Source organism: Sporosarcina sp. FSL W8-0480, from assembly GCF_037963765.1.
Classification (GTDB): Bacteria; Bacillota; Bacilli; order Bacillales_A; family Planococcaceae; genus Sporosarcina.
Window position 1 is genome coordinate 1,741,877 of the sequence record NZ_CP150166.1, and the last position, 19,999, is coordinate 1,761,875.

Annotated in this window: 19 protein-coding genes; 13 read left to right on the forward strand and 6 right to left on the reverse strand. The window is 40.2% G+C overall.

Annotated elements, in window-relative coordinates:
- Positions 1–3 precede the first annotated feature (3 nt).
- Both NSQ43_RS09110 and pyc read left to right on the forward strand, forming a co-directional pair.
- On the forward strand, positions 4–1,167 hold the full coding sequence (locus tag NSQ43_RS09110; protein ID WP_339249482.1) for an FtsW/RodA/SpoVE family cell cycle protein: 1,164 nt from the start codon (positions 4–6) through the stop codon (positions 1,165–1,167).
- Positions 1,130–4,630 (forward strand): pyruvate carboxylase, encoded by a 3,501-nt coding sequence (pyc, locus tag NSQ43_RS09115; protein ID WP_339249483.1) that lies wholly within the window; start codon positions 1,130–1,132, stop codon positions 4,628–4,630. Before NSQ43_RS09110 ends, pyc begins: the two co-directional genes overlap by 38 nt.
- A gap of 47 nt (positions 4,631–4,677) precedes the next feature.
- Here the strand turns inward: pyc and NSQ43_RS09120 are convergent, their stop codons facing one another.
- Positions 4,678–5,586, reverse strand: coding sequence for a heme A synthase (locus NSQ43_RS09120; protein WP_339249484.1), 909 nt, complete (start codon positions 5,584–5,586; stop codon positions 4,678–4,680).
- Between the two features lie 322 nt (positions 5,587–5,908).
- Here NSQ43_RS09120 and cyoE point away from each other — a divergent pair, with 322 nt between their 5' ends.
- The 7 genes from cyoE to NSQ43_RS09155 all read left to right on the forward strand — a co-directional run bounded on the left by cyoE (position 5,909) and on the right by NSQ43_RS09155 (position 12,464).
- Complete coding sequence (gene cyoE, locus NSQ43_RS09125; protein WP_339249486.1) at positions 5,909–6,826, forward strand: heme o synthase; 918 nt, start codon at positions 5,909–5,911, stop codon at positions 6,824–6,826.
- Positions 6,827–6,927: 101 nt separating this feature from the next.
- On the forward strand, positions 6,928–7,989 hold the full coding sequence (gene coxB / locus NSQ43_RS09130) for a cytochrome c oxidase subunit II (protein ID WP_339249488.1): 1,062 nt from the start codon (positions 6,928–6,930) through the stop codon (positions 7,987–7,989).
- Positions 7,990–8,026: 37 nt separating this feature from the next.
- Positions 8,027–9,901: a cytochrome c oxidase subunit I gene (locus tag NSQ43_RS09135; protein WP_339249489.1), complete on the forward strand. Its 1,875-nt coding sequence runs from the start codon at positions 8,027–8,029 to the stop codon at positions 9,899–9,901.
- Positions 9,901–10,527 (forward strand): cytochrome (ubi)quinol oxidase subunit III, encoded by a 627-nt coding sequence (locus tag NSQ43_RS09140; RefSeq protein ID WP_339249491.1) that lies wholly within the window; start codon positions 9,901–9,903, stop codon positions 10,525–10,527. The genes NSQ43_RS09135 and NSQ43_RS09140 overlap by 1 nt, the downstream gene beginning before the upstream one ends.
- A gap of 1 nt (position 10,528) precedes the next feature.
- Positions 10,529–10,876 (forward strand): cytochrome C oxidase subunit IV family protein, encoded by a 348-nt coding sequence (locus tag NSQ43_RS09145; protein WP_339249492.1) that lies wholly within the window; start codon positions 10,529–10,531, stop codon positions 10,874–10,876.
- Positions 10,877–11,047: 171 nt separating this feature from the next.
- On the forward strand, positions 11,048–11,974 hold the full coding sequence (gene ctaG, locus NSQ43_RS09150) for a cytochrome c oxidase assembly factor CtaG (RefSeq protein ID WP_339249495.1): 927 nt from the start codon (positions 11,048–11,050) through the stop codon (positions 11,972–11,974).
- A gap of 28 nt (positions 11,975–12,002) precedes the next feature.
- A complete protein-coding gene (locus NSQ43_RS09155) occupies positions 12,003–12,464 on the forward strand; it encodes a DUF420 domain-containing protein (RefSeq protein WP_339249498.1) in 462 nt (153 codons plus the stop codon).
- 32 nt (positions 12,465–12,496) lie between these two features.
- Here NSQ43_RS09155 and ytvI read toward each other — a convergent pair whose 3' ends face one another.
- Positions 12,497–13,555: a sporulation integral membrane protein YtvI gene (gene ytvI / locus NSQ43_RS09160; protein ID WP_339249500.1), complete on the reverse strand. Its 1,059-nt coding sequence runs from the start codon at positions 13,553–13,555 to the stop codon at positions 12,497–12,499.
- A gap of 107 nt (positions 13,556–13,662) precedes the next feature.
- A complete protein-coding gene (locus NSQ43_RS09165) occupies positions 13,663–14,028 on the reverse strand; it encodes a YugN family protein (protein ID WP_339249502.1) in 366 nt (121 codons plus the stop codon).
- 260 nt (positions 14,029–14,288) lie between these two features.
- On the opposite strand from NSQ43_RS09165, the gene NSQ43_RS09170 reads away from it, so the two are divergent.
- Entirely contained in the window at positions 14,289–15,380 is a 1,092-nt protein-coding gene (locus NSQ43_RS09170) for a CAP-associated domain-containing protein (protein ID WP_339249504.1), read from the forward strand.
- Position 15,381: 1 nt separating this feature from the next.
- On the opposite strand, the gene NSQ43_RS09175 is transcribed toward NSQ43_RS09170, so the two are convergent.
- Positions 15,382–16,113, reverse strand: a complete 732-nt coding sequence (locus NSQ43_RS09175) for an aspartate kinase (protein ID WP_339249506.1) — start codon at positions 16,111–16,113, stop codon at positions 15,382–15,384.
- Between the two features lie 115 nt (positions 16,114–16,228).
- On the opposite strand from NSQ43_RS09175, the gene NSQ43_RS09180 reads away from it, so the two are divergent.
- A complete protein-coding gene (locus NSQ43_RS09180) occupies positions 16,229–17,647 on the forward strand; it encodes a UDP-N-acetylmuramoyl-L-alanyl-D-glutamate--2,6-diaminopimelate ligase (protein ID WP_339249508.1) in 1,419 nt (472 codons plus the stop codon).
- 64 nt (positions 17,648–17,711) lie between these two features.
- Entirely contained in the window at positions 17,712–18,155 is a 444-nt protein-coding gene (locus tag NSQ43_RS09185; protein WP_339249510.1) for a YlbF family regulator, read from the forward strand.
- Between the two features lie 53 nt (positions 18,156–18,208).
- On the opposite strand, the gene NSQ43_RS09190 is transcribed toward NSQ43_RS09185, so the two are convergent.
- Positions 18,209–19,117: a glycerophosphodiester phosphodiesterase family protein gene (locus NSQ43_RS09190; RefSeq protein WP_339249511.1), complete on the reverse strand. Its 909-nt coding sequence runs from the start codon at positions 19,115–19,117 to the stop codon at positions 18,209–18,211.
- A 136-nt stretch (positions 19,118–19,253) separates the two neighbouring features.
- Here NSQ43_RS09190 and NSQ43_RS09195 point away from each other — a divergent pair, with 136 nt between their 5' ends.
- A complete protein-coding gene (locus NSQ43_RS09195; RefSeq protein WP_283731635.1) occupies positions 19,254–19,526 on the forward strand; it encodes a DUF2129 domain-containing protein in 273 nt (90 codons plus the stop codon).
- An 11-nt stretch (positions 19,527–19,537) separates the two neighbouring features.
- Here the strand turns inward: NSQ43_RS09195 and NSQ43_RS09200 are convergent, their stop codons facing one another.
- Positions 19,538–19,930, reverse strand: a complete 393-nt coding sequence (locus tag NSQ43_RS09200; protein ID WP_339249512.1) for a methylthioribose kinase — start codon at positions 19,928–19,930, stop codon at positions 19,538–19,540.
- Positions 19,931–19,999 lie beyond the last annotated feature (69 nt).

The following is a 19,999-nucleotide window of genomic DNA, read 5'->3' on the forward strand; positions in this document are numbered from 1 at the left end:
CCGATGGGGAAATATATTAAGAGAATGATTGCAAACTTCGATTATCCGTTATTCATAGTATACATAGCGCTTTGCCTCTTCGGATTAGTGATGATTTATAGTTCAAGTATGCTCTGGGCTGTCCACGAGTATAATTGGCCGCCAGACTATTTTTATAGAAAGCAATTGAAGAATCTATCAGTGTCGATTCCTGTTTTCTTATTAGCAGCATTTTTTCCTTATCAGAACTATAAAAGAAAAAAGTTTATGATGTCTTCGATAGCTATAATGTTCGTATTGCTTGTACTTGTACATTTCATTGGATTTGCTGCGGGTGGTGCCCAAAGCTGGATTCAAGTTCCAGGATTCGGAAGCATTCAACCATCAGAAGTTGCAAAACTTGTGATCATTATCTATTTTGCAAGTGTTTTTGCAAAAAAATATGAGGCTAACACTATTGATTCTATTAATAAGTCGATTGGTCCTCCAGTTCTTATTCTCAGCATGGCAATAGGGTCTATAATGCTGGAGACAGACATAGGAACATCGTTCATCATTATTATGAGTGCCTTTTCAGTGATTGCAGCCAGCGGAATTCGATTAAAGACTTTTGGGAAATTGGGCGGTATTTTTATGCTTTGCTTAATTCCTATTTCTGCCGTTATTTATTTTGGTTGGAATACAATCATGACAGACGGTCGGAAAGGCCGTATATTATCCTTCATGAACCCTTTCGATTACATACAAGGTTCCGGATACCAAATCGCAAATGGCTATATTGCAATTGGTAACGGAGGAGTAAAAGGATTAGGATTAGGTAATTCCATTCAGAAAATGGGCTATTTACCAGAGCCACATACGGATGTAATCATGGCCGTTATCTCTGAAGAAGTTGGTATCCTTGGGACAATCGTCGTTGTAGGTGGTCTCGGATTCATCGTATTACGAGCTTTGTATATAGCGATGACTACTAAAGACCCTCAAGCCCGAATGCTTGCCGCGGGTATTGGAAGTGTCATCGGTATCCAAACATTTGTGAACCTTGGTGGTTTAACAGGTTTAATACCACTTACGGGTGTACCCCTTCCGCTAATAAGTTATGGCGGAACTTCTATGATTCTGTTATCTTTGTCTTTAGGAATATTGATGAATGTCTCAATGTTCACAAAATATCAAAAGAATATATAGAAAAGGAAGTGGATTATCGGTGGAATTAGGGCGTATTAAGAAAATCCTTGTAGCAAACCGCGGAGAAATTGCAATCCGCATATTTCGTGCATGTACTGAATTGAGAATCCCCACCGTCGGGATTTATTCTGCGGAAGACAGGGGATCGTTCCACCGGTACAAGGCCGATGAATCCTATCTCATCGGTGAAGGGAAAAAGCCGATAGATGCATATTTAGATATTGAAGGGATTATTGCATTGGCAAAGTCATGCGGTGCAAATGCTGTCCATCCCGGGTATGGTTTCCTTGCAGAAAATGAAGAGTTCGCACGTAGACTTGAAGAGGAAGGAATCATATTCATAGGGCCATCATCCAGACATTTGGATATGTTTGGGGATAAGGTAAAAGCAAGAGAGCAGGCGATTAAAGCCGGAATTCCGGTTATTCCGGGTTCAGATGGGCCTGTTTCCTCCATCTGTGATGTAAGCGCTTTCGGGGATGTCCATGGGTACCCTCTTATTATCAAAGCATCTCTCGGTGGTGGGGGGAGAGGAATGCGTATTGTCAAATCCAAAGAGGAAGTGTCCGAAGCATTTGAACGTGCCAAATCAGAAGCAAAATCGGCATTCGGTTCAGATGAAGTGTATGTTGAAAAATATATAAACAACCCAAAACATATTGAAGTTCAAATCTTAGGAGATGCGTATGGTAATGTTGTGCATTTGTATGAACGAGATTGTTCCATTCAACGTCGTCACCAAAAGGTAGTCGAGATTGCCCCATCCATTTCGTTAGATGATCAGCTTCGCCAAGATATTTGCAATGCGGCAGTGAAATTGGCAAGAAATATTTCTTATGTCAATGCGGGAACAGTCGAATTCCTTGTAGCAGATGGCGAATTTTACTTTATAGAGGTAAATCCACGTATACAAGTGGAGCATACGATTACTGAAATGGTAACGGGTATTGATATCGTACATGCTCAGATCCACATTGCAAATGGAGGTAATCTCCATGAAGGTGAATCTGCAATACCAGTGCAAAGTGAAATACCTCTATTCGGATACGCGATTCAATCCAGGGTGACAACGGAAGACCCAGCAAATGATTTCATGCCTGATACTGGGAAGCTAATGGTCTATCGATCCGGGGGTGGCTTTGGTGTCCGACTTGACGCTGGTAACGGTTTCCAAGGGGCAATCATTACGCCATATTATGATTCCCTGTTAGTCAAGGTTTCGACTTGGGGCACCTCGTTCAGGGATGCAGCTGCGAAAATGGATCGTAATTTACAGGAATTTAGAATTAGGGGAATTAAAACGAATATCCCATTCTTAGAGAATGTCGTCCGCCATGAGAATTTCCTTACAGGTAATTACGACACCAGTTTCATAGACTCTACACCGGAGTTATTCGAATTCCCAGTACGGAAAGACAGAGGGACTAAAATTCTTAATTACTTGGGGAATGTGACAGTCAATGGTTTTCCAGGCATCGGTAAACAAACCAAACCTGTTTTTCATCCAGTAAGAAAACCTGCAATAGATCTTTCCGTTCCACCAACTTACGGTACAAAGCAATTGTTGGATGAAAAAGGACCCGAAGCATTGGTTCAATGGATTAAGGACCAAGAAAATGTGCTTCTCACAGACACAACGTTTCGGGATGCACACCAGTCATTGCTTGCGACTCGTGTTCGAACTTCGGATATTGTAAATATTGCTTCTGAGTCAGCGAGACTTATGCCCGATCTGTTTTCATTTGAAATGTGGGGAGGTGCAACATTTGATGTTGCATACCGATTTCTTAAAGAGGATCCATGGGAAAGGCTTACAAAGCTTCGCGACCAAATTCCAAATGTGCTATTCCAAATGTTGTTCCGAGGGGCAAATGCTGTCGGTTATTCAAATTACCCTGATAATGTTATCCGTGAATTTATCAAAACGTCTGCCGAGTCAGGGATAGATGTATTTCGGATTTTCGATAGTTTGAACTGGGTAAAAGGAATGGAAATTGCTATTGATGCGACTCGTCAAGCGGGGAAGGTCGCTGAAGCTGCACTTTGTTATACAGGGGATATTCTTGATGATTCCCGAGCAAAGTACACTGTGGATTATTATAAAAGAATGGCGAAGGAGCTTGAAGCAACTGGTGCCCATATTCTTGCCATCAAAGACATGGCTGGTCTGTTGAAACCAGAGGCAGCCTACAGACTAATTTCTGAACTAAAGGCGTCAGTGGACATCCCGATACATCTGCACTCACATGATACGAGTGGGAATGGAATCTATATGTATGCAAAAGCTGTAGAAGCCGGAGTAGACATTGTAGATACGGCTCTTGGGTCTATGTCTGGTCTTACTTCTCAACCTTCCGCAAGTTCGCTATATTATGCTTTGCAGCATGGGAAACGGCAATTGCGTGCTAATGTTGCAGCACTTGAATCCTTATCTTATTACTGGGAGGATGTTCGGAAGTATTACCAACACTTCGAAAGTGGAATGGTGAGCCCTCATTCTGAAGTTTATGTACACGAAATGCCAGGTGGTCAATACTCCAATCTTCAACAACAAGCAAAGGCTGTAGGACTTGGGGAGAGATGGGAAGAAGTGAAGGAAATGTATTCCCGTGTCAACTTGCTTTTCGGTGATGTTGTCAAAGTGACACCATCTTCTAAGGTAATTGGAGATATGGCTTTGTTTATGGTGCAAAATAATCTTGATGAGATTTCAGTTATAAGTAAAGGGAAGACAATTGATTTTCCTGAATCCGTCATCGAGTTTTTCGAAGGGTATATTGGCCAACCGTATGGTGGGTTTCCTGAAGAATTACAACAAGTTATTCTAAAGAACAGAAAGCCGATTACAGTGCGTCCCGGAGAACTATTAGAGGATGTTGACTTCAGTAGTCTATTGAATATGACAGAGGAATTATTAGGTCATCCTTCAACGATGAAAGATGCATTGGCGTATGCGCTTTATCCAAAAGTGTTCAAGGAGTATGCATCGACGAAGAAGCTATTCGGTAACATTTCTGTCATCAATACACCAGAATTCCTATTCGGCATGCGTTTGGGGCAAGAAATTGAAGTGGAGATTGAAAAAGGGAAAACACTGATCATTAAATTGGTCTCCATTGGAGAACCGCAATCGGATGGGAATAGAATAATTTACTTCGAATTGAACGGTCAACCGAGGGAAATTATCATACAGGACATAAACATCGAATTTGATGTAATTCGAAAACAAAAGGCGGATTTATCAAATGACTCGCATATTGCGGCGACGATGCCCGGCACTGTATTGAAAATCGCTATCTCCAAAGGAACAAAAGTAAAGAGGGGCGAGCATCTGCTTATTACAGAAGCCATGAAGATGGAAACGACGATCCAAGCACCATTCGATGGAGTAGTAAAAGAAATTTACGTAAACGCTGGGGAATCCATTTCGACAGGGGATTTACTAATAGAGCTTGACCATTAAAAAACGCCCGTGGGGATTTGACTCACGGGCGTTGTTGTTTATTTTCTTTAATTTTGCCAACTTCTTGATACAAGCAAGACCATATACGTCAGTAATCCGAACAATAGGATTACAAAGAGTGAGTGAGCCAATGCAATGTAAAGATTCAAGCGTGTAATAATGACTGCTGCACCAGCTAAAACCTGTAATGTTACTAAGGAGAAAGCGATGATCCAACCCCAATAGATGACTCTCTGGTTTTTATAGTGCCTGATTGCGTGGATTGCAATAATCAAGAGCCATATGAAAATTAGCGCGGCTGCAGTTCGATGGCCCATTTGAACCCATTCCCAAAAGTTTTGTGGAAGGGAAAAGTCTCCGTTTTTGCACATCGGCCAATCTGTACAGCTAAGTTCAGACTCTGTATGTCGGACGAGTGCTCCAGTATAAACAACAATATAAGAGTAAATTGTTACTCCTATCGTATGTAGTTTAAGTGTTTTACCGATTTTTAGTGCATCCGCATCGAATTTCTTATCAACCTCAAATATTAATAAGGTAAGAAGTAAGACAGATGCGAAAGATATAAGAGATATCCCGAAGTGAAGCGCAAGTATAAAATCGCCTTGTCCCCACAGAACTTGTGCAGCTCCGATTAACGCTTGCAAGATCAAGAAGAACAGGGCTAATATGGAAAGGAGTTTCGTTTCTCGAATATGTCCGATTGCCTTCCAAGACCAAACAGATAAAACGACAATCAATATTCCAACTGCACCAGTCACAAGCCTATGAGAGAATTCGATAAGCACTTCTGCAGTTATTTCATCAGGAATCAACTGACCATTACAACCTGGCCAATGCCTTCCGCAACCCATTCCACTATCGGTCTTGGTGACAAGTGCCCCGCCCAAAAGAATAAGTAGCATACCAATTGTGGAAGCAACACCGAACCATTTTAAAAATTTGTTATATCGCAAAAAAACACCTACTTTACCTAATGATGGCTATATGAATAAAATACTCCGCTTGTAGATGATATCGAAAAATAGTCGAAAAAACAACGCATATTGGCCAAATCAGGGTTTGCCCTATGCTATTTCACAAATTGTTCATAAAAAAGACCCTTTAACTTCACAAATGGCATAGGGAAATGATTTACTATAGATAGGCGAAGTGAATTTACAAGTGGTACAACTTTGCGTTATATCGAAATTCGGCTATATGTATAGAAATTAGTACGGTTTTTCGATATAGTAAAGTATAGCGGTCCTTGCCGACATCCTTGAAAGGAGGGTACATATGACAAATGGTCGGGCGATTTCTTCATCCGTTGACCCGGATATCAGATCGACTTCCATCGTGAAAGATTTTCTTGCACTTATAAAAATCGGCATAGTCAATTCTAATCTGATTACAACGTTTACCGGACTTTTCTTAGCCTTCCAATTTTCAGGTGTGAGCTTTATCCGCAATTTGGACTTAATGGTGTATGCACTTTTAGGAACAGGGCTCATAATTGCCGGATCGGCAGCTTTGAATAATCTTATCGATCGGGATATAGATCCCGTTATGACAAGAACAAAGGCACGTCCAACGGTCACAGGTAGGTTTAAGGCTTCTTACGTATTGGCTCTCGCTCTTGCTTTCATAGTAATAGGCGAAGTGATGTTGTTTACAGCATCCCTAACAGCTGGATTATGGGGGCTTGCAGGTGTATTCAGCTATGTTGTACTCTATTCAATGTGGTCTAAAAGAAAACATGTCAGCAATACTATCGTAGGTAGTATATCCGGAGCAATACCTCCTTTAATCGGTTGGGCGGCGGTTGAACCCACACTTGGTTTGGGTGCATGGGCTCTATTCCTGATTATGTTTGCGTGGCAACCTCCACATTTTTATGCTCTGGCAATGCGCAGGACCGAAGAGTACCGTGCTGCGGGAATACCGATGCTACCAGTTGTAAAGGGTTTCAAGAGAACAAAGGTTTCAATACTTGCATGGGTTCTTCTATTATTCCCATTGCCGTTCCTTCTTGCTGATCTTGGTATCGGATTCATTGTGCTTGGAACTGTATTGAATATCGGTTGGTTATATTTGGCGATAAAGGGATTCAAAGCAAAGGAAGATTTGAAATGGGCGACATCCATGTTCATTTATTCACTGAATTACATGACAATCCTATTTGTAGCTATGATCATTTTTTCGATATTCATCTAACTGATGGAATTCTTTCTTTTTGACAGGAATTCATGATAGAGAGGTCAACAGTCCTCATTTGAACAAAACATTTTTTTTAGAAAGAGAGGTATTAGTTAGCGATGATGAAAGGACTTAAAAAGTGGCGTCTCTTTTCTCTATTGGCTGTACTAACAGTATTCCTTGCGGGATGTGGTCAGGAAGAACTATCTACGCTTCTGCCTGCAGGACAAGTCGGAAGAGATCAGTTCAACTTACTACTACTGTCTTCAGCGATCATGTTACTCGTTATTATCGTAGTTGTAACAATTTATTTAATAGCGTTAGTACGTTTCAGACGCTCGAAATTAGGTGAAGATCATATTCCAGAACAAGTTGAAGGCAGTCATAAGCTTGAGCTTGTATGGACGATCATTCCGATTCTATTGATTTTACTACTTGCTGTTCCTACTGTTTATTACACATATAAACTTGGGGATGTATCGGCAATGGGTGCTGTAGATGAAGATGGGAATGCTGAAAATCTTGTAGTAGATGTTACTGCGAAACTATATTGGTGGGAGTTTGAATACCCGGATTTAGGTATCGTAACTGCACAAGAATTAGTCGTGCCAATGGATGAAAAGGTATACTTCAATCTTATTGCTGCAGACGTTAAACACTCATTCTGGATACCTGCCGTAGGTGGTAAGCTTGATACGAACGTTGAAAACGTCAATAAGTTCTATCTTGTATTTGAAAAGGATTCTAAAAATCTTAAAGATGGAGTCTTCTATGGTAAGTGTGCGGAGCTTTGCGGACCATCTCACGCATTGATGGACTTTAAAGTGAAAACTATGCCACGTGCTGAATTCGACCGGTGGGTTACTGCAATGCAAGCAACAGGTGATAACCAAGTTGTAGCAAATCCGGAAGGTCAAACACTATTCCAACAAAGCTGTATCGGATGTCACGCAGTTTCAGGTGTAGGTGAAACTGGTGCACAAGGTCCGAACCTTGCGACTTTCGGAGACCGTAACCGTGTTGCTGGATTTATGGATCACACGAAAGAAGATTTGATCGAATGGATCAAACATCCACAACAATACAAACCAGGTAATAAGATGCCTGATTTCGATGGTCAGTTTTCCGATTCGGAATTAGATGCCATTGCAGAATACTTGATGGGTCTATCTATTGAATAATAATTTTTAACTCGATTTTGAAGAGGAGGTAAACAAAGTGAGTTCAGTTGCTCAAAAACAGGGTTTTGGTGCAACGCTGTGGGACTGGTTAACTACAGTCGACCATAAGAAAATCGGAATCCTTTACTTCCTTGGGGGCGGATTCTTCTTCGTTCTAGGTGGAATTGAAGCTATGCTAATTCGTTGGCAGCTTCATATTCCAAATAATGATTTCGTTAGTGCGGGTCTGTTCAATGATTTGATCACGATGCACGGAACGACGATGATTTTCTTAGCAGCCATGCCTATATTATTTGGATTTATGAACGCCATCGTGCCATTACAAATCGGTGCACGTGACGTAGCGTTCCCATTCATTAACTCATTGGGTTTTTGGATGTTCTTCTTCGGAGGATTATTCCTCAACATTTCTTGGTTATTTGGTGAAGTTCCTGATGCTGGATGGACATCTTATGCATCACTTTCACTTGCATCCCCAGGTCATGGTGTAGATTTCTATGCGATAGGGCTTCAAATTGCTGGGGGAGGTACGTTGATGGCAGGGATTAACTTCCTTGTAACAATCATCAACATGCGTGCTCCTGGTATGACATACATGCGTATGCCTTTGTTCACTTGGACAACGTTTGTTGCATCTGCAATGATCTTGTTCGCATTCCCTCCACTAACAGTAGGTCTATTCTTCTTGACGTTTGACCGCATGTTCGGAGGAAATTTCTTTAATCATGAAATGGGTGGTAACACTATAATCTGGGAGCATATTTTCTGGATTTTCGGTCACCCTGAAGTTTATATTCTTATTTTGCCTGCTTTCGGTATTTTCTCTGAGATCTTCTCGATCTTTTCCCGTAAGCGTTTGTTCGGATATCCATCCATGGTCTTCGCGACTGTGTTGATCGGTTTCCTTGGTTTCATGGTTTGGGCTCACCATATGTTCACTGTTGGCTTAGGACCGACTGCGAACGCAATCTTCGCAGTTGCGACAATGGCAATTGCCGTTCCTACAGGTGTTAAGATCTTTAACTGGCTATTGACAATGTGGGGCGGAAGCATCAAGGTAACCACTCCGATGCTTTATGCACTTGGTTTCATACCTTCATTCGTAATGGGTGGGGTAACAGGTATTATGCAAGGGGCTGCACCACTTGACTACCAATTGCATGATTCTTACTTCATCGTTGCTCACTTCCACTACGTTATCGTTGGTGGGGTAGTACTTGCGATTTTGGCTGCAACTCATCTATATTGGCCAAAAATGTTCGGTACAATGTTGAATGAAACACTTGGTAAAGTAACATTCTGGTTCTTCTTCATTGGATTCCACATGACATTCCTTATCCAACACTGGTTAGGATTCTGGGGAATGCCACGCCGAGTTTGGACGTATATGGACGGTCAAGGTTGGAACCTTGCGAACCTTATCAGTACAATAGGTGCTTTCTTGATGGCTATCGGTGTAATTGTTCTTGTATACAATGCAATTGTAACTTCTATTAGGAATGTAAAAGTTGCGAATGATCCATGGGGTGACGGACGTACATTGGAGTGGGCAATTGAATCACCACCGGTGTACTACAACTTCGCTGCAACTCCACTTGTTCGTGGACTTGATACAGTTTGGATTGAAAAGATGGAAGGCAACGAGTCAGGATTAACACCTGCTGAGCCAATTAAGGATATTCATATGCCGAATGGTTCTATTATTCCGTTGCTTATGTCATTCGGTCTATTCATTGCAGGATTTGGTGCTATGTTCCGTACTGAAGAATCATGGGGATTACCATTACTGATTTTTGGTCTATTATGGACATTCGTTTCAATGGCAGCACGATCCTTGCAAGATGACACTGGATACTACATTAAAAAAGAAGAGATTCTCCGTGATTTGAAACGTAAAGGGGGTCAAAACTAATGGATTTGAATAAAAAATTCACCCCTGAGACGTGGCCTGACCATCCGGAAAGAGCGACGCTTGAAGCGAAAAACAAATTTGTAGGTTTCTGGCTCTTCCTTGGTGGAGAGACAATCTTGTTCGCGACATTGTTTGCAACGTATGTTGCATTAAAAAACTCTGGACCAAGCGGTTTCGGTTTCTCAACTCAAGGGCTTTATGAGTTACCATTAGTATTCGTCATGACGATGTTGCTTCTAACATCTTCATTGACAAGTGTATTCGCTATGTACCATTTGCGTAACTTCAACTTCAAGAAAATGCAACTCTGGCTTGCGATTACTGCATTTTTAGGACTCGGCTTCCTAATGCTTGAAGTATATGAGTTCTCACATTATGTGAAATTAGGATTTACGTACGGCAACAGTGCATTCAGCTCGGCGTTCTATACGCTTGTTGGGACTCACGGGTTCCACGTTGCAGTCGGCCTTGTTTGGATCACGTTGTTGATTTTCCGTAATGCGAAACGCGGTTTAAACCTTTATAACGCTACGAAGTACTATACATTCTCATTGTACTGGCACTTCATCGACGTTGTTTGGGTATTCATCTTCACTGTAGTCTACTTGATGGGAGTGGTAGGTTAAGATGGCAGACATCCAAGTTTACAAACGTACACCGGCTGAACAACAGCTTGCACAAAAACGTGCGAAGCAATCTATGCGCAGTCAGGTTATGATGTTTTCTCTTATGATCTTCCTGACAATTGTTTCATTCTCCATGGTTGTAGCATACGAAGCAGAAGTTGCTGGGTTTTCCAAATTCTTTATCATCCCAATGATCATGCTCTTTGCAGCTGTTCAAGTTGGATTGCAACTATATTACTTCATGCACATGAGTGAAAAAGGGCATGGCATTCCTCAAATGTTCATGTACACAGGAGCTCTTTTAGGATTCTTGATCCCTTTAACATTCGTAACAATTGTTTGGTGGTAATTTTAAGAAGAGCCTGTGGATTCTTTCCACAGGCTCTTTGCTTTATAGTATTGAATTCGGCTCTATTCGTCACATTCTAGTCAAAAATGGGTGAATGTTAAAGTTCGTTCATTGTGTTAAATGTCTTATTCGTTTTATAATAGAAAAAGACACCTTAAAGGAGCGATGGCAATGATGCCTTTCAGCATATTCGGATTTCAAGCACTTTGGAGTCCATATTATTTCTTAACAATTGTACTACTTGTCGTACTATATTTCCTATTGACGAAGAAATGGCGACATTGGTTCGAGGGAACTGAACCTGTAACAGCTCGACAAATTAAATATTTTATTTCATCTATGGTGCTTTTATATATCATTAAAGGATCGCCGGTTGATTTGATTGGACATATATTGTTTTCAGTTCATATGACGCAAATGGCCCTATTGTTATTGGGAGTAGCACCATTAATGATTATCGGTATACCGAACTTCATATGGAAAAAAGTTTTTAAGGTGAAATTTATTGATAAGGTTTTTAGATTGTTTACAAAACCGATCATTAGCTTACTTATTTTTACGCTTGCATTCTCTTTGTACCACTATCCAATGATTCTTGATTATATAAAATTGAGTGCAGTTTTGCATGCAATATTTACAATTACAGTATATTTAGCAGCGCTGGTATTATGGTGGCCAGTTGTAAATACAATGGAAGATCATCCAAAGCTTCATGGCTTGAAGAAGATTGGATATGTCATATTGAGTGCCCTTTTAGTGACGCCTGCATGTGCTTTAATCATTTTTGTTGATGTACCTGTATATGAAACGTACAGTAGCGGAGAAGCATGGTTGAAAGCTATGGCGCTATGTGTACCGGCTGGAACGCTTTCTGGCTTATCCGGTTTGGGTATTTCAGGGCCTGAGTTATTTACAAACATGCCTACGGTCTACGATCAGCAATTGGGCGGAATTATTATGAAGGTTGTTCAAGAATTAATCTATGTAGTTGTTATCGGTAAAATTTTCATTAAATGGTATCGTGAAGAGCAATTGAATGCAGATGAGATTACTAAAAGAGATCTGTTAGAAAGACAAAAATTTGAAATGAATAGATGATCTATTTTACATTTAAGGAGTATTAGGTATGAATGTTCCTTTTTTACCGACAGCGAGCACTTTTTTCATTGTGTTATCAGCAATCTTTGTAGGGATTGGTTGGAAGCTGATACGTGATAGAAAAATCGAAGCTCATAAAAAGATGATGATAGCAGCTGCGTGGTCAGCAGTAATTTTCTTCGTCATATACGCAACGCGCACTATTCTAATTGGAAATACTGCCTTCGGTGGGCCAGAGAATTTGAAGATATACTATACAATCTTCCTTGTTTTTCACATTGTCCTTGCGACTACTGGAGCGATATTTGGGATCGTTACTATCAATTGGGGATTAAAAAACAAGCTGGACAAACATCGTAAGATCGGCCCGATTACAAGTATCATTTGGCTATTCACCGCACTCACAGGCGTTGCTGTTTATTTATTGCTTTATGTAATTTATGAAGGCGGAGAAACTACGTCATTAATCAAAGCCATATTAGGAATATAAGAAAAACACGCTTCTGATTGGGAGCGTGTTTTTTATAATTTGAAATTCAATTTAATGATACCTGCTTCTCGAGCAGTATTAAATAGGATGACAATCATTGGTCCGATAAATAATCCAAATACACCAAACAACTTTAAACCGACGAACATCCCTATCAATGTCGGAAGAGGGGATAGTCCAATCTGGTTGCCCATTACTTTCGGTTCGACTGTTCTTCTGACGACCATTAGAATTGCCGCGAGAATGGCAAGCTTTGTCCCGAGTGCGATATCTCCGCTGACGTATTGATATAATGACCAAGGTGCAAGTATGATGATAGATCCTAAAATAGGGATAATATCGATTATCCAAATAACGAGCGACATGACCAGTGCATATTTTGGAGCAATGAATAATAGACCTACGAAACTAACAGCAAGTATGACTAAACTTACAAGCAATTGCGCTTTTAAGAAACCGAAAATGCTTGAGTTTAATTTCACTATCATATATCGTACTTTCTTTGCAGTTTCTTCTGACAAATATCTAAAAATCATTTTCTTTAACTCCGGTAATTCTAACATGAAGAGGAACAGTGCAATCATATAAAAGATAAAGCTGACTAAGTAGCTTGGGATTTCAGACGCCAAAGATAAAATTTTATCCGAATTAAAAAAAGCTAAAAAGGTATCTTTAAAAGACAACAGAATATCGTTAAAGCCATTTTGCATTGACCTTACTACATCATCTGGCAAATCGGAGGTGTATAAAAAAAGCTTGCTCTGGAAGTCTATCCATACATTTGAAAGTTTGTTTAGGTAATCCGGTGCGTCTTTTGTGAATTGAATAAGTCTACCTATCAATGAAGTGACTGTATAGTAGATGCTAACAGCTAAAAGTGCAATTATAAAAATATATACAGCCATAACGGAAACATTCCGTTTCCACTTAAACTTTGATTCGGTCAATTTGACAAGTGGTTCAAAAAGAAGTGCTGTTAAAAAGGCCAATATGATTGGGATTGAGACAGGGAGTATAAAAATTGATAGTAAAATGACGATGATGAGCAGGGAAAAGAGAGTAATATTCCTCTTTGTAAGCCAACGAGCCAATGGTCATACCTCCATAGTGTTCATTGTTAGCATTATACCCAAATTTAGGCATTGTTAAATAGAAAAAAAGTCGAAGAACAAAATGTTCTTCGACTATTACTTGAAAATTATTTTTTCAGTAGGTATGGTTTAAGGTCTTCCATAACTGCTTTTAAAGTTGTTTGGCAGTCTTTCACAAGGCTTGCAGGGAAGTTCTCATCTTCTCCGTATTCAACGCCATGTGGATAGTAGTGTTTCCCAAGTGCTGGTTTCTTTAGGTGAATGATTGCATCGCGAGTATCGACATCACCGTCAGGAGTGAAACCGAATACACGAAGATAATATGTACCCTCTTTAATTACATATTTTTTATCGTAGGTTACTCGCTCATAGTCCCATTGCCCAGCACGAACAAGATCATGTTTCAGCATGATTTCATCAAGTAGTGATAAGTCGGCTACAACTTCTTCAATGCCTGTATTTTCAATATACATCGTCAAATGTCCTCCTTCATAATCATCCAGTCAATTGCTTATACTTATTCATAATAGAACAATTTGGAGAGAGTTGCAATGACAACATTGTGTCATGATTGAGGTTAGCACTTTTAGGTTGGTTTTTCATGATAAAATGGGTCGGTTTATTTAATACAAGTCGTCACAATTAACTTGGCCCCTCTCGTCATGAATGTATTATAATAGGCTTAAGTACACGTAAACTATAGGTGAAGTAGTCAGAAAGGGGGCGAGAAGGAATGAGGGTTTTATGGAAGATAGCTTTATTACTGTTTGTACTTCTCGCAGTTTTCTATTTCTTGGATAGTCGTGTTAAAGAAAATGAACCACTGGAATCACCTGTAAAACATGGAACAGCAATTCCAGTGCCCGATAAGGAATTTGATGAACAGCAGATTTCTGGTCCTGAAAGACCTAAGTCAGGACTTTCGACATTTGTAGGGAAGCATTCCAATGAATTGGTTGAAGCATTCGGAAAACCTGACAGGATTGAACCTTCGGCTTATGGCTACGAGTGGTGGATTTACACGGATGGATACACTTTCATGGCGGGTGTTAATGAAGATGAAAAAGTGAACCAAGTATTCAGTGCAGATCAATCAGTTGAATTAAAGCCTTTTTCGGTCGGGCAAAATATCAATGAGATCTATAGGTTTTCAATTATTGAAACCGAAGTAAATGTAGTGCTTGGAGAGAATGCGTATACATTCACATTGAACAGTCAGGATTTAAAGGATAAAATTCTATTGAAATTTGATGGACTCTTTGCACAAATCTATGTAGATAGTGAAGATGAACAAATTGAAGGTGTTCGTTTCATTGACCCGAAGACATTGGTTGTCCACCAACCGTATGATATGGAATATATGGGTGAGTTAATAATAGCCCGCCAACCTTCTTCTCGAGCCCAGATGGAAGTGGACCGTTCAATGGAACGACAAATTTTAGAGCTTACTAATATTTATCGTCAACACCATGGGCTTGAGACTTTGGAAAATAACTATTGGCTAACTGCTCTTGCCCAAAATCATAGTAAAGACATGGCAATTGGTAATTACTTTTCACATGAATCTCCCTCAAGTGGAAATCTTTCAGAACGGTTGAAAAACTCCGGTATTGAACATAAAAAGGCGGGGGAGAATATCGCCTCGAATTATGTGGATGCTATAGAAGCGGTCCATGGTTGGCTGAATTCCCCCGCACATCGTAGTGTCTTATTGGATCCCGATGCAACGGATATTGGTACTGGCGCATATGGGAAATTTTATACACAAGTATTAATTAAATCCGAATCAAAGAAAAAAATGGATACCGGTATAATGCAAAGATGAATTATGGATGTACCCAAGTACCATCTTCTTTGGAAGTGATACCTCTTACATATAGGGGTATCGCTTTTTTCATTGCGTAAATTGCGGCTCGTTTTTGAATAACGGGGCGGTCTGTTTCAAGTAGAGGAAGCAATTGAAGGATGTTAAGATTATCAATTTTCTTTGAATCATTATGATCACGTGGATCACTCGACATGATTCCTGGAACATCTTTGAAAAACTCAACATGAGAGACTCTAAGAGCTGCACCAACAGCGATGGCAGTTAAATCACTACCACCTCTTCCAATCGTCATTACCTGACCGAATTCGTTTATCCCTTGAAAACCTGGAAGTATGACACAGCCAGTTTCTGTTAATGCATCTTTAATCATTGTTGGGTCAACATCACTTATTGTTCCATCTCCGAAATCCCCAGATGTCCAAATCCCCGCTTGTATGCCGTGTAAAATCCTATTCGGGGTTCCTGCCTGTTGTAGTTCAGCCGAAAGTATGGCTGCAGCGATGAGCTCCCCACATGATGCGGCTAAATCACTTGCAGCTTTCGCAGATCCAAAAGCATCAGTTAGATGTAATAGACTATCTGTGGAATATGGATCTTTCCCTCTTCCTATGGCTGAAACGACTACTACAACATTTTGGTGTTTTTCCACAGCGGCTTGGATGTGTTCGATGCATATTTTTCGTGTTTGTTTGTCTTTCATGGCTACTCCGCCAAATTTTTGAACTATCATTCAAGCTCCCAACTTTCTTCGTGTCGTTCGTTTCATTTTCTTCATACGATAAAGTATGGTTCGCTCTCAATATATTCGGTATTCGTGAAAATTGTTCGGGAAGGGGAGAGGGCTTTTGTTACTGTCGGAGATCTTGAAAGATTGGCCCTGCACGGTTTCAGGAAGTATCGGTATGACGGTATGCGGCATAACCGAGCGTTCCGGGAATGTGAAAAAGGGTTATATTTTTGTTGCAAGAAAAGGTGCCAAGGATGATGGGTTATGTCATTTACATGAAGCGATAGAAAGTGGTGCGATTGCAATTGTCGTTGATCGCAACACAGCTATAAATATAAAAATCCCTGAAAATATAACAATTATTACTGTACCGGATGGAAGAAAGTTCATCTCATATGTAAGTTCAAAACTTGCAGGCGATCCTTCAGAATCGTTGACTATCATTGCTGTAACTGGCACGAACGGCAAGACAACTGTTACCCATTTTATCGGTCAATTATTAAATATGTGCGGGAAGCAAGCTGCTGTTATCGGTACAACAGGCATCTTTTCGAATGGAAGGAAAATCAGTATGGAAGTTCCCGAGATGACCACATTACCAGCGGAATTCCTCCATCCTCTATTGAAAGGATGTCTTGATGCTGGAATGGAATATGTAGTCATGGAGGCTTCCTCTTTGGGACTTTCCACTTCAAGACTCGATCATTGCATCATCGACATCGGTGTATTTTTAAATATCGGTGTTGACCATTACGAGGAACATGGAAGTAAGCAGGCTTATCTCAATGCAAAAAAGAAGTTGTCTTCATTGGCTAAGGAATTAGTTGTAAATGCCGATGACGAACAGTGCATGGCTCTTGTTCATAATTCCAACCGGCGTACAATCTATTTCAGTGAAACGATGATCACTGATGATGCCTCTGAAGGACTTTACCTCAATTCTTTACCTGGTAGGCATAATCGGATGAACGCACTTGCAGCTGTTACAACTTTATGTTCACTTGGTTTTAACAGGATGGCATTATTATCACTTTGCCAACAACTTCAATTACCCGAGGGCCGTTTACAAAGAATTGAGGAGTCAGGAATAACGGTCTTTGTTGACTACGCCCATACACCTGATGCACTCCATACGGTATTATCCTCTTTGAGAAGAGAATGCAGTGGTGGGCTAATCACTGTATTTGGATGCGGGGGTGATAGGGATCATGGGAAGCGTCCGATGATGGGGGAAGTTGCGACGGCCTTTTCGTCTCAAGTAATTATTACTTCGGATAATCCAAGGAATGAAGACCCTCTTGGAATTATAAATGAGATTTTAATGGGGATAGATGGCATGTCGAAAAACATAATTGTTGAACCTGACAGGAAGGCGGCCATAGAGAAAGCGATATTTGAAGCAAAAGAAGGGGACGTAGTATTGATAGCGGGCAAAGGGCATGAAAAATCACAGCAGGTTGGTCAAGTTTTTTTCCCGTTCTCTGATTTCCGGATTGCAAAAGAAGCATTGCAGAATAAAAAATCCGGGATTAATTGAACAGAAAACATGCAAAAACAAGATCATATTTGTTATGATTAGTTGGAATGGAGGGGAAGGCCCGATGATGATGACAGATGAATGGATGTCAATCATTGAGAAAGCGGAGACGCTCTCCGACATGATACTCTCTTCTGAAATTATTGATGAGTATAGAAGAGCGAATCATGCCGTATATTCCGACAAGTCGTTGGCAAAAGCAATATACGATTTTACCAACATGAAAGAGCGTTACGAAGAAGTGCAACGTTTTGGTAGATACCATCCTGACTATAAGACAGTGATGAAAGATATACGTATCCAAAAAAGGGATTTGGATATGAATGAGCAGATAGCTGCTTTGAGAATTGCTGAGAACGATGTTCAGAACCTATTGAACGAGGTTAGTGGAATCATTGCAAAATCCGTTTCCGATTCGGTTAAAGCTCCTGCAGGTGATGGATTCTTTACGGATTCATCATGCGGTGGAGGGTGCGGTTCTGGCGGAAGTTGTTCCTGTTCGGCATAAATATGTATAAACAATAGAAACGGTTGCCATTCTAATAATGGCAACCGTTTCTATTAGTCTGTATGGTTTTGAATGATTTCAGTAACCAATTCCGGGTAATCGGTTACAAAACCGGCGGCCCCTATTTTAGCCAACTTTTCAACTGTTTCTTTATCTTTAACATCATTATAGTAAACAGAAACGTTAAGATTTGAAAGAAAGTTGATAAAGCTTTCAGTATTCATCGGGAAGACTCCCATTTTTTCTGGGATACAAAATAAATCTGCCCGTGGATTGTATAGATGTCCAAATTTACTTGAATACGCTGCATAGGCTTTTCTTACTTCATCATTTCCAGCACCAGTCGCAACTTTGTTTTGTGCATACAAATTGAAGCGATCCGTTTGCTCATCAAAAGAACTCATCACAATGACGCGGTCCTCGGCACCGGTCTCTTCAAGGAGACGCCAAAGTTTTGATGGCATTAAACTACCTTCATACGTGTCAGGTGAGTCTTTAAGATTAATGGCAATAAGCATTTGAGGATAAGTCAGCAATAGCTCGCGCAATGTAATGATCTTTTCACCTTTATCGCGATATGGATAATTGCCTTCCTCATCTACAAAATTATATCCAGCATCTGCATTTTTTAACTCATCTAATGTATATTCGGATATTTTACCTGAAAAGTCCGTTGTTCGATCTGCTGTTTCATCGTGGAAAACAATAATTTCTTCGTCTTTTGTTAATCGGATATCGATAGCAAAACCATTAACGCCAAGTTCTGCTGACTTTGAAAATGCTGCCAATGTATGTTCTGGCGCGTTTATCATTCCACCACGATTTGATAGGACGACTGGATCTCTAAATTCAAGTGATTGCTTGGGAGAGCGGGGTTTCGGCTTGGCAACTACCTTGGAAGCTGCCCAAGCTGTTAGACCGGCTGCTCCAACGGTAATGGCCACTTTCGTTTTTCTTCCCATTTCATATCCTCCTCTTTTATCGTAAACATGTCCTACACACATTATAAGGGAAAAAACGAAGGCTGTCAGCAATGTTCGGTTGCAGCCTATTTCTCACATATGGTATTGTATGGGATAGGAAAAGAGGGGGGAAATCATGATTGATCGACAAGGGATAATAGTCTATTTGCATCATTTGAAACAAGCTAAGTCGTTAAGAAAGTATGGTCATGTACATTATATATCTAGAAAGCTGAAATACGTTGTCCTGTATTGTGATCAAGTGGATGTTGAAGAGAATATCCGTAAAATTGAACGTCTTCCATCTGTGAAAAAAGTACTGCCATCCTATCGACCGTTTGTAAAAACCGAATACGAGAACGTCAAACCCGATAAGGCAAAAGAATACGACTATAAAATCGGTCTTTAAATCTTTATTTGTTATTGCAATGGCGGAACTAAATGATTTAAACGGAGTATTCCTGTTATATACTGATAAAATAGACGGTGATCAGCGAATTCTGAAGAATGCTTTAATTCGATGCAAATTGGTTCCTGTCCAACTTCTTCAGCCGCATTCTCAAAAAGTACTCTTCTTTTTGATTTTTTATCATCTACTTGTTTAATTCCTTCCCGGCATATGTATATAGGCATGAAATTGCTATCTTGTGCAGGTTGGAATGCGGCTGCAAGGGAGATTGCTTGTCCGCGGTTCGTATTGGAAGAAAATATGAAGGTTCTATGTAAGCGGTTTTGATTTGTTTTCATAAGTTCGACTAACTCGTATATGTCTCCATAGCCTTCACCTAATTCAATAAAGTACTGTTGCAACATTATTTCTTACCACCTTTCTTTGAAATGGAATACATCTTATCATAGCATTTTTTAAGTGTATTTATCATC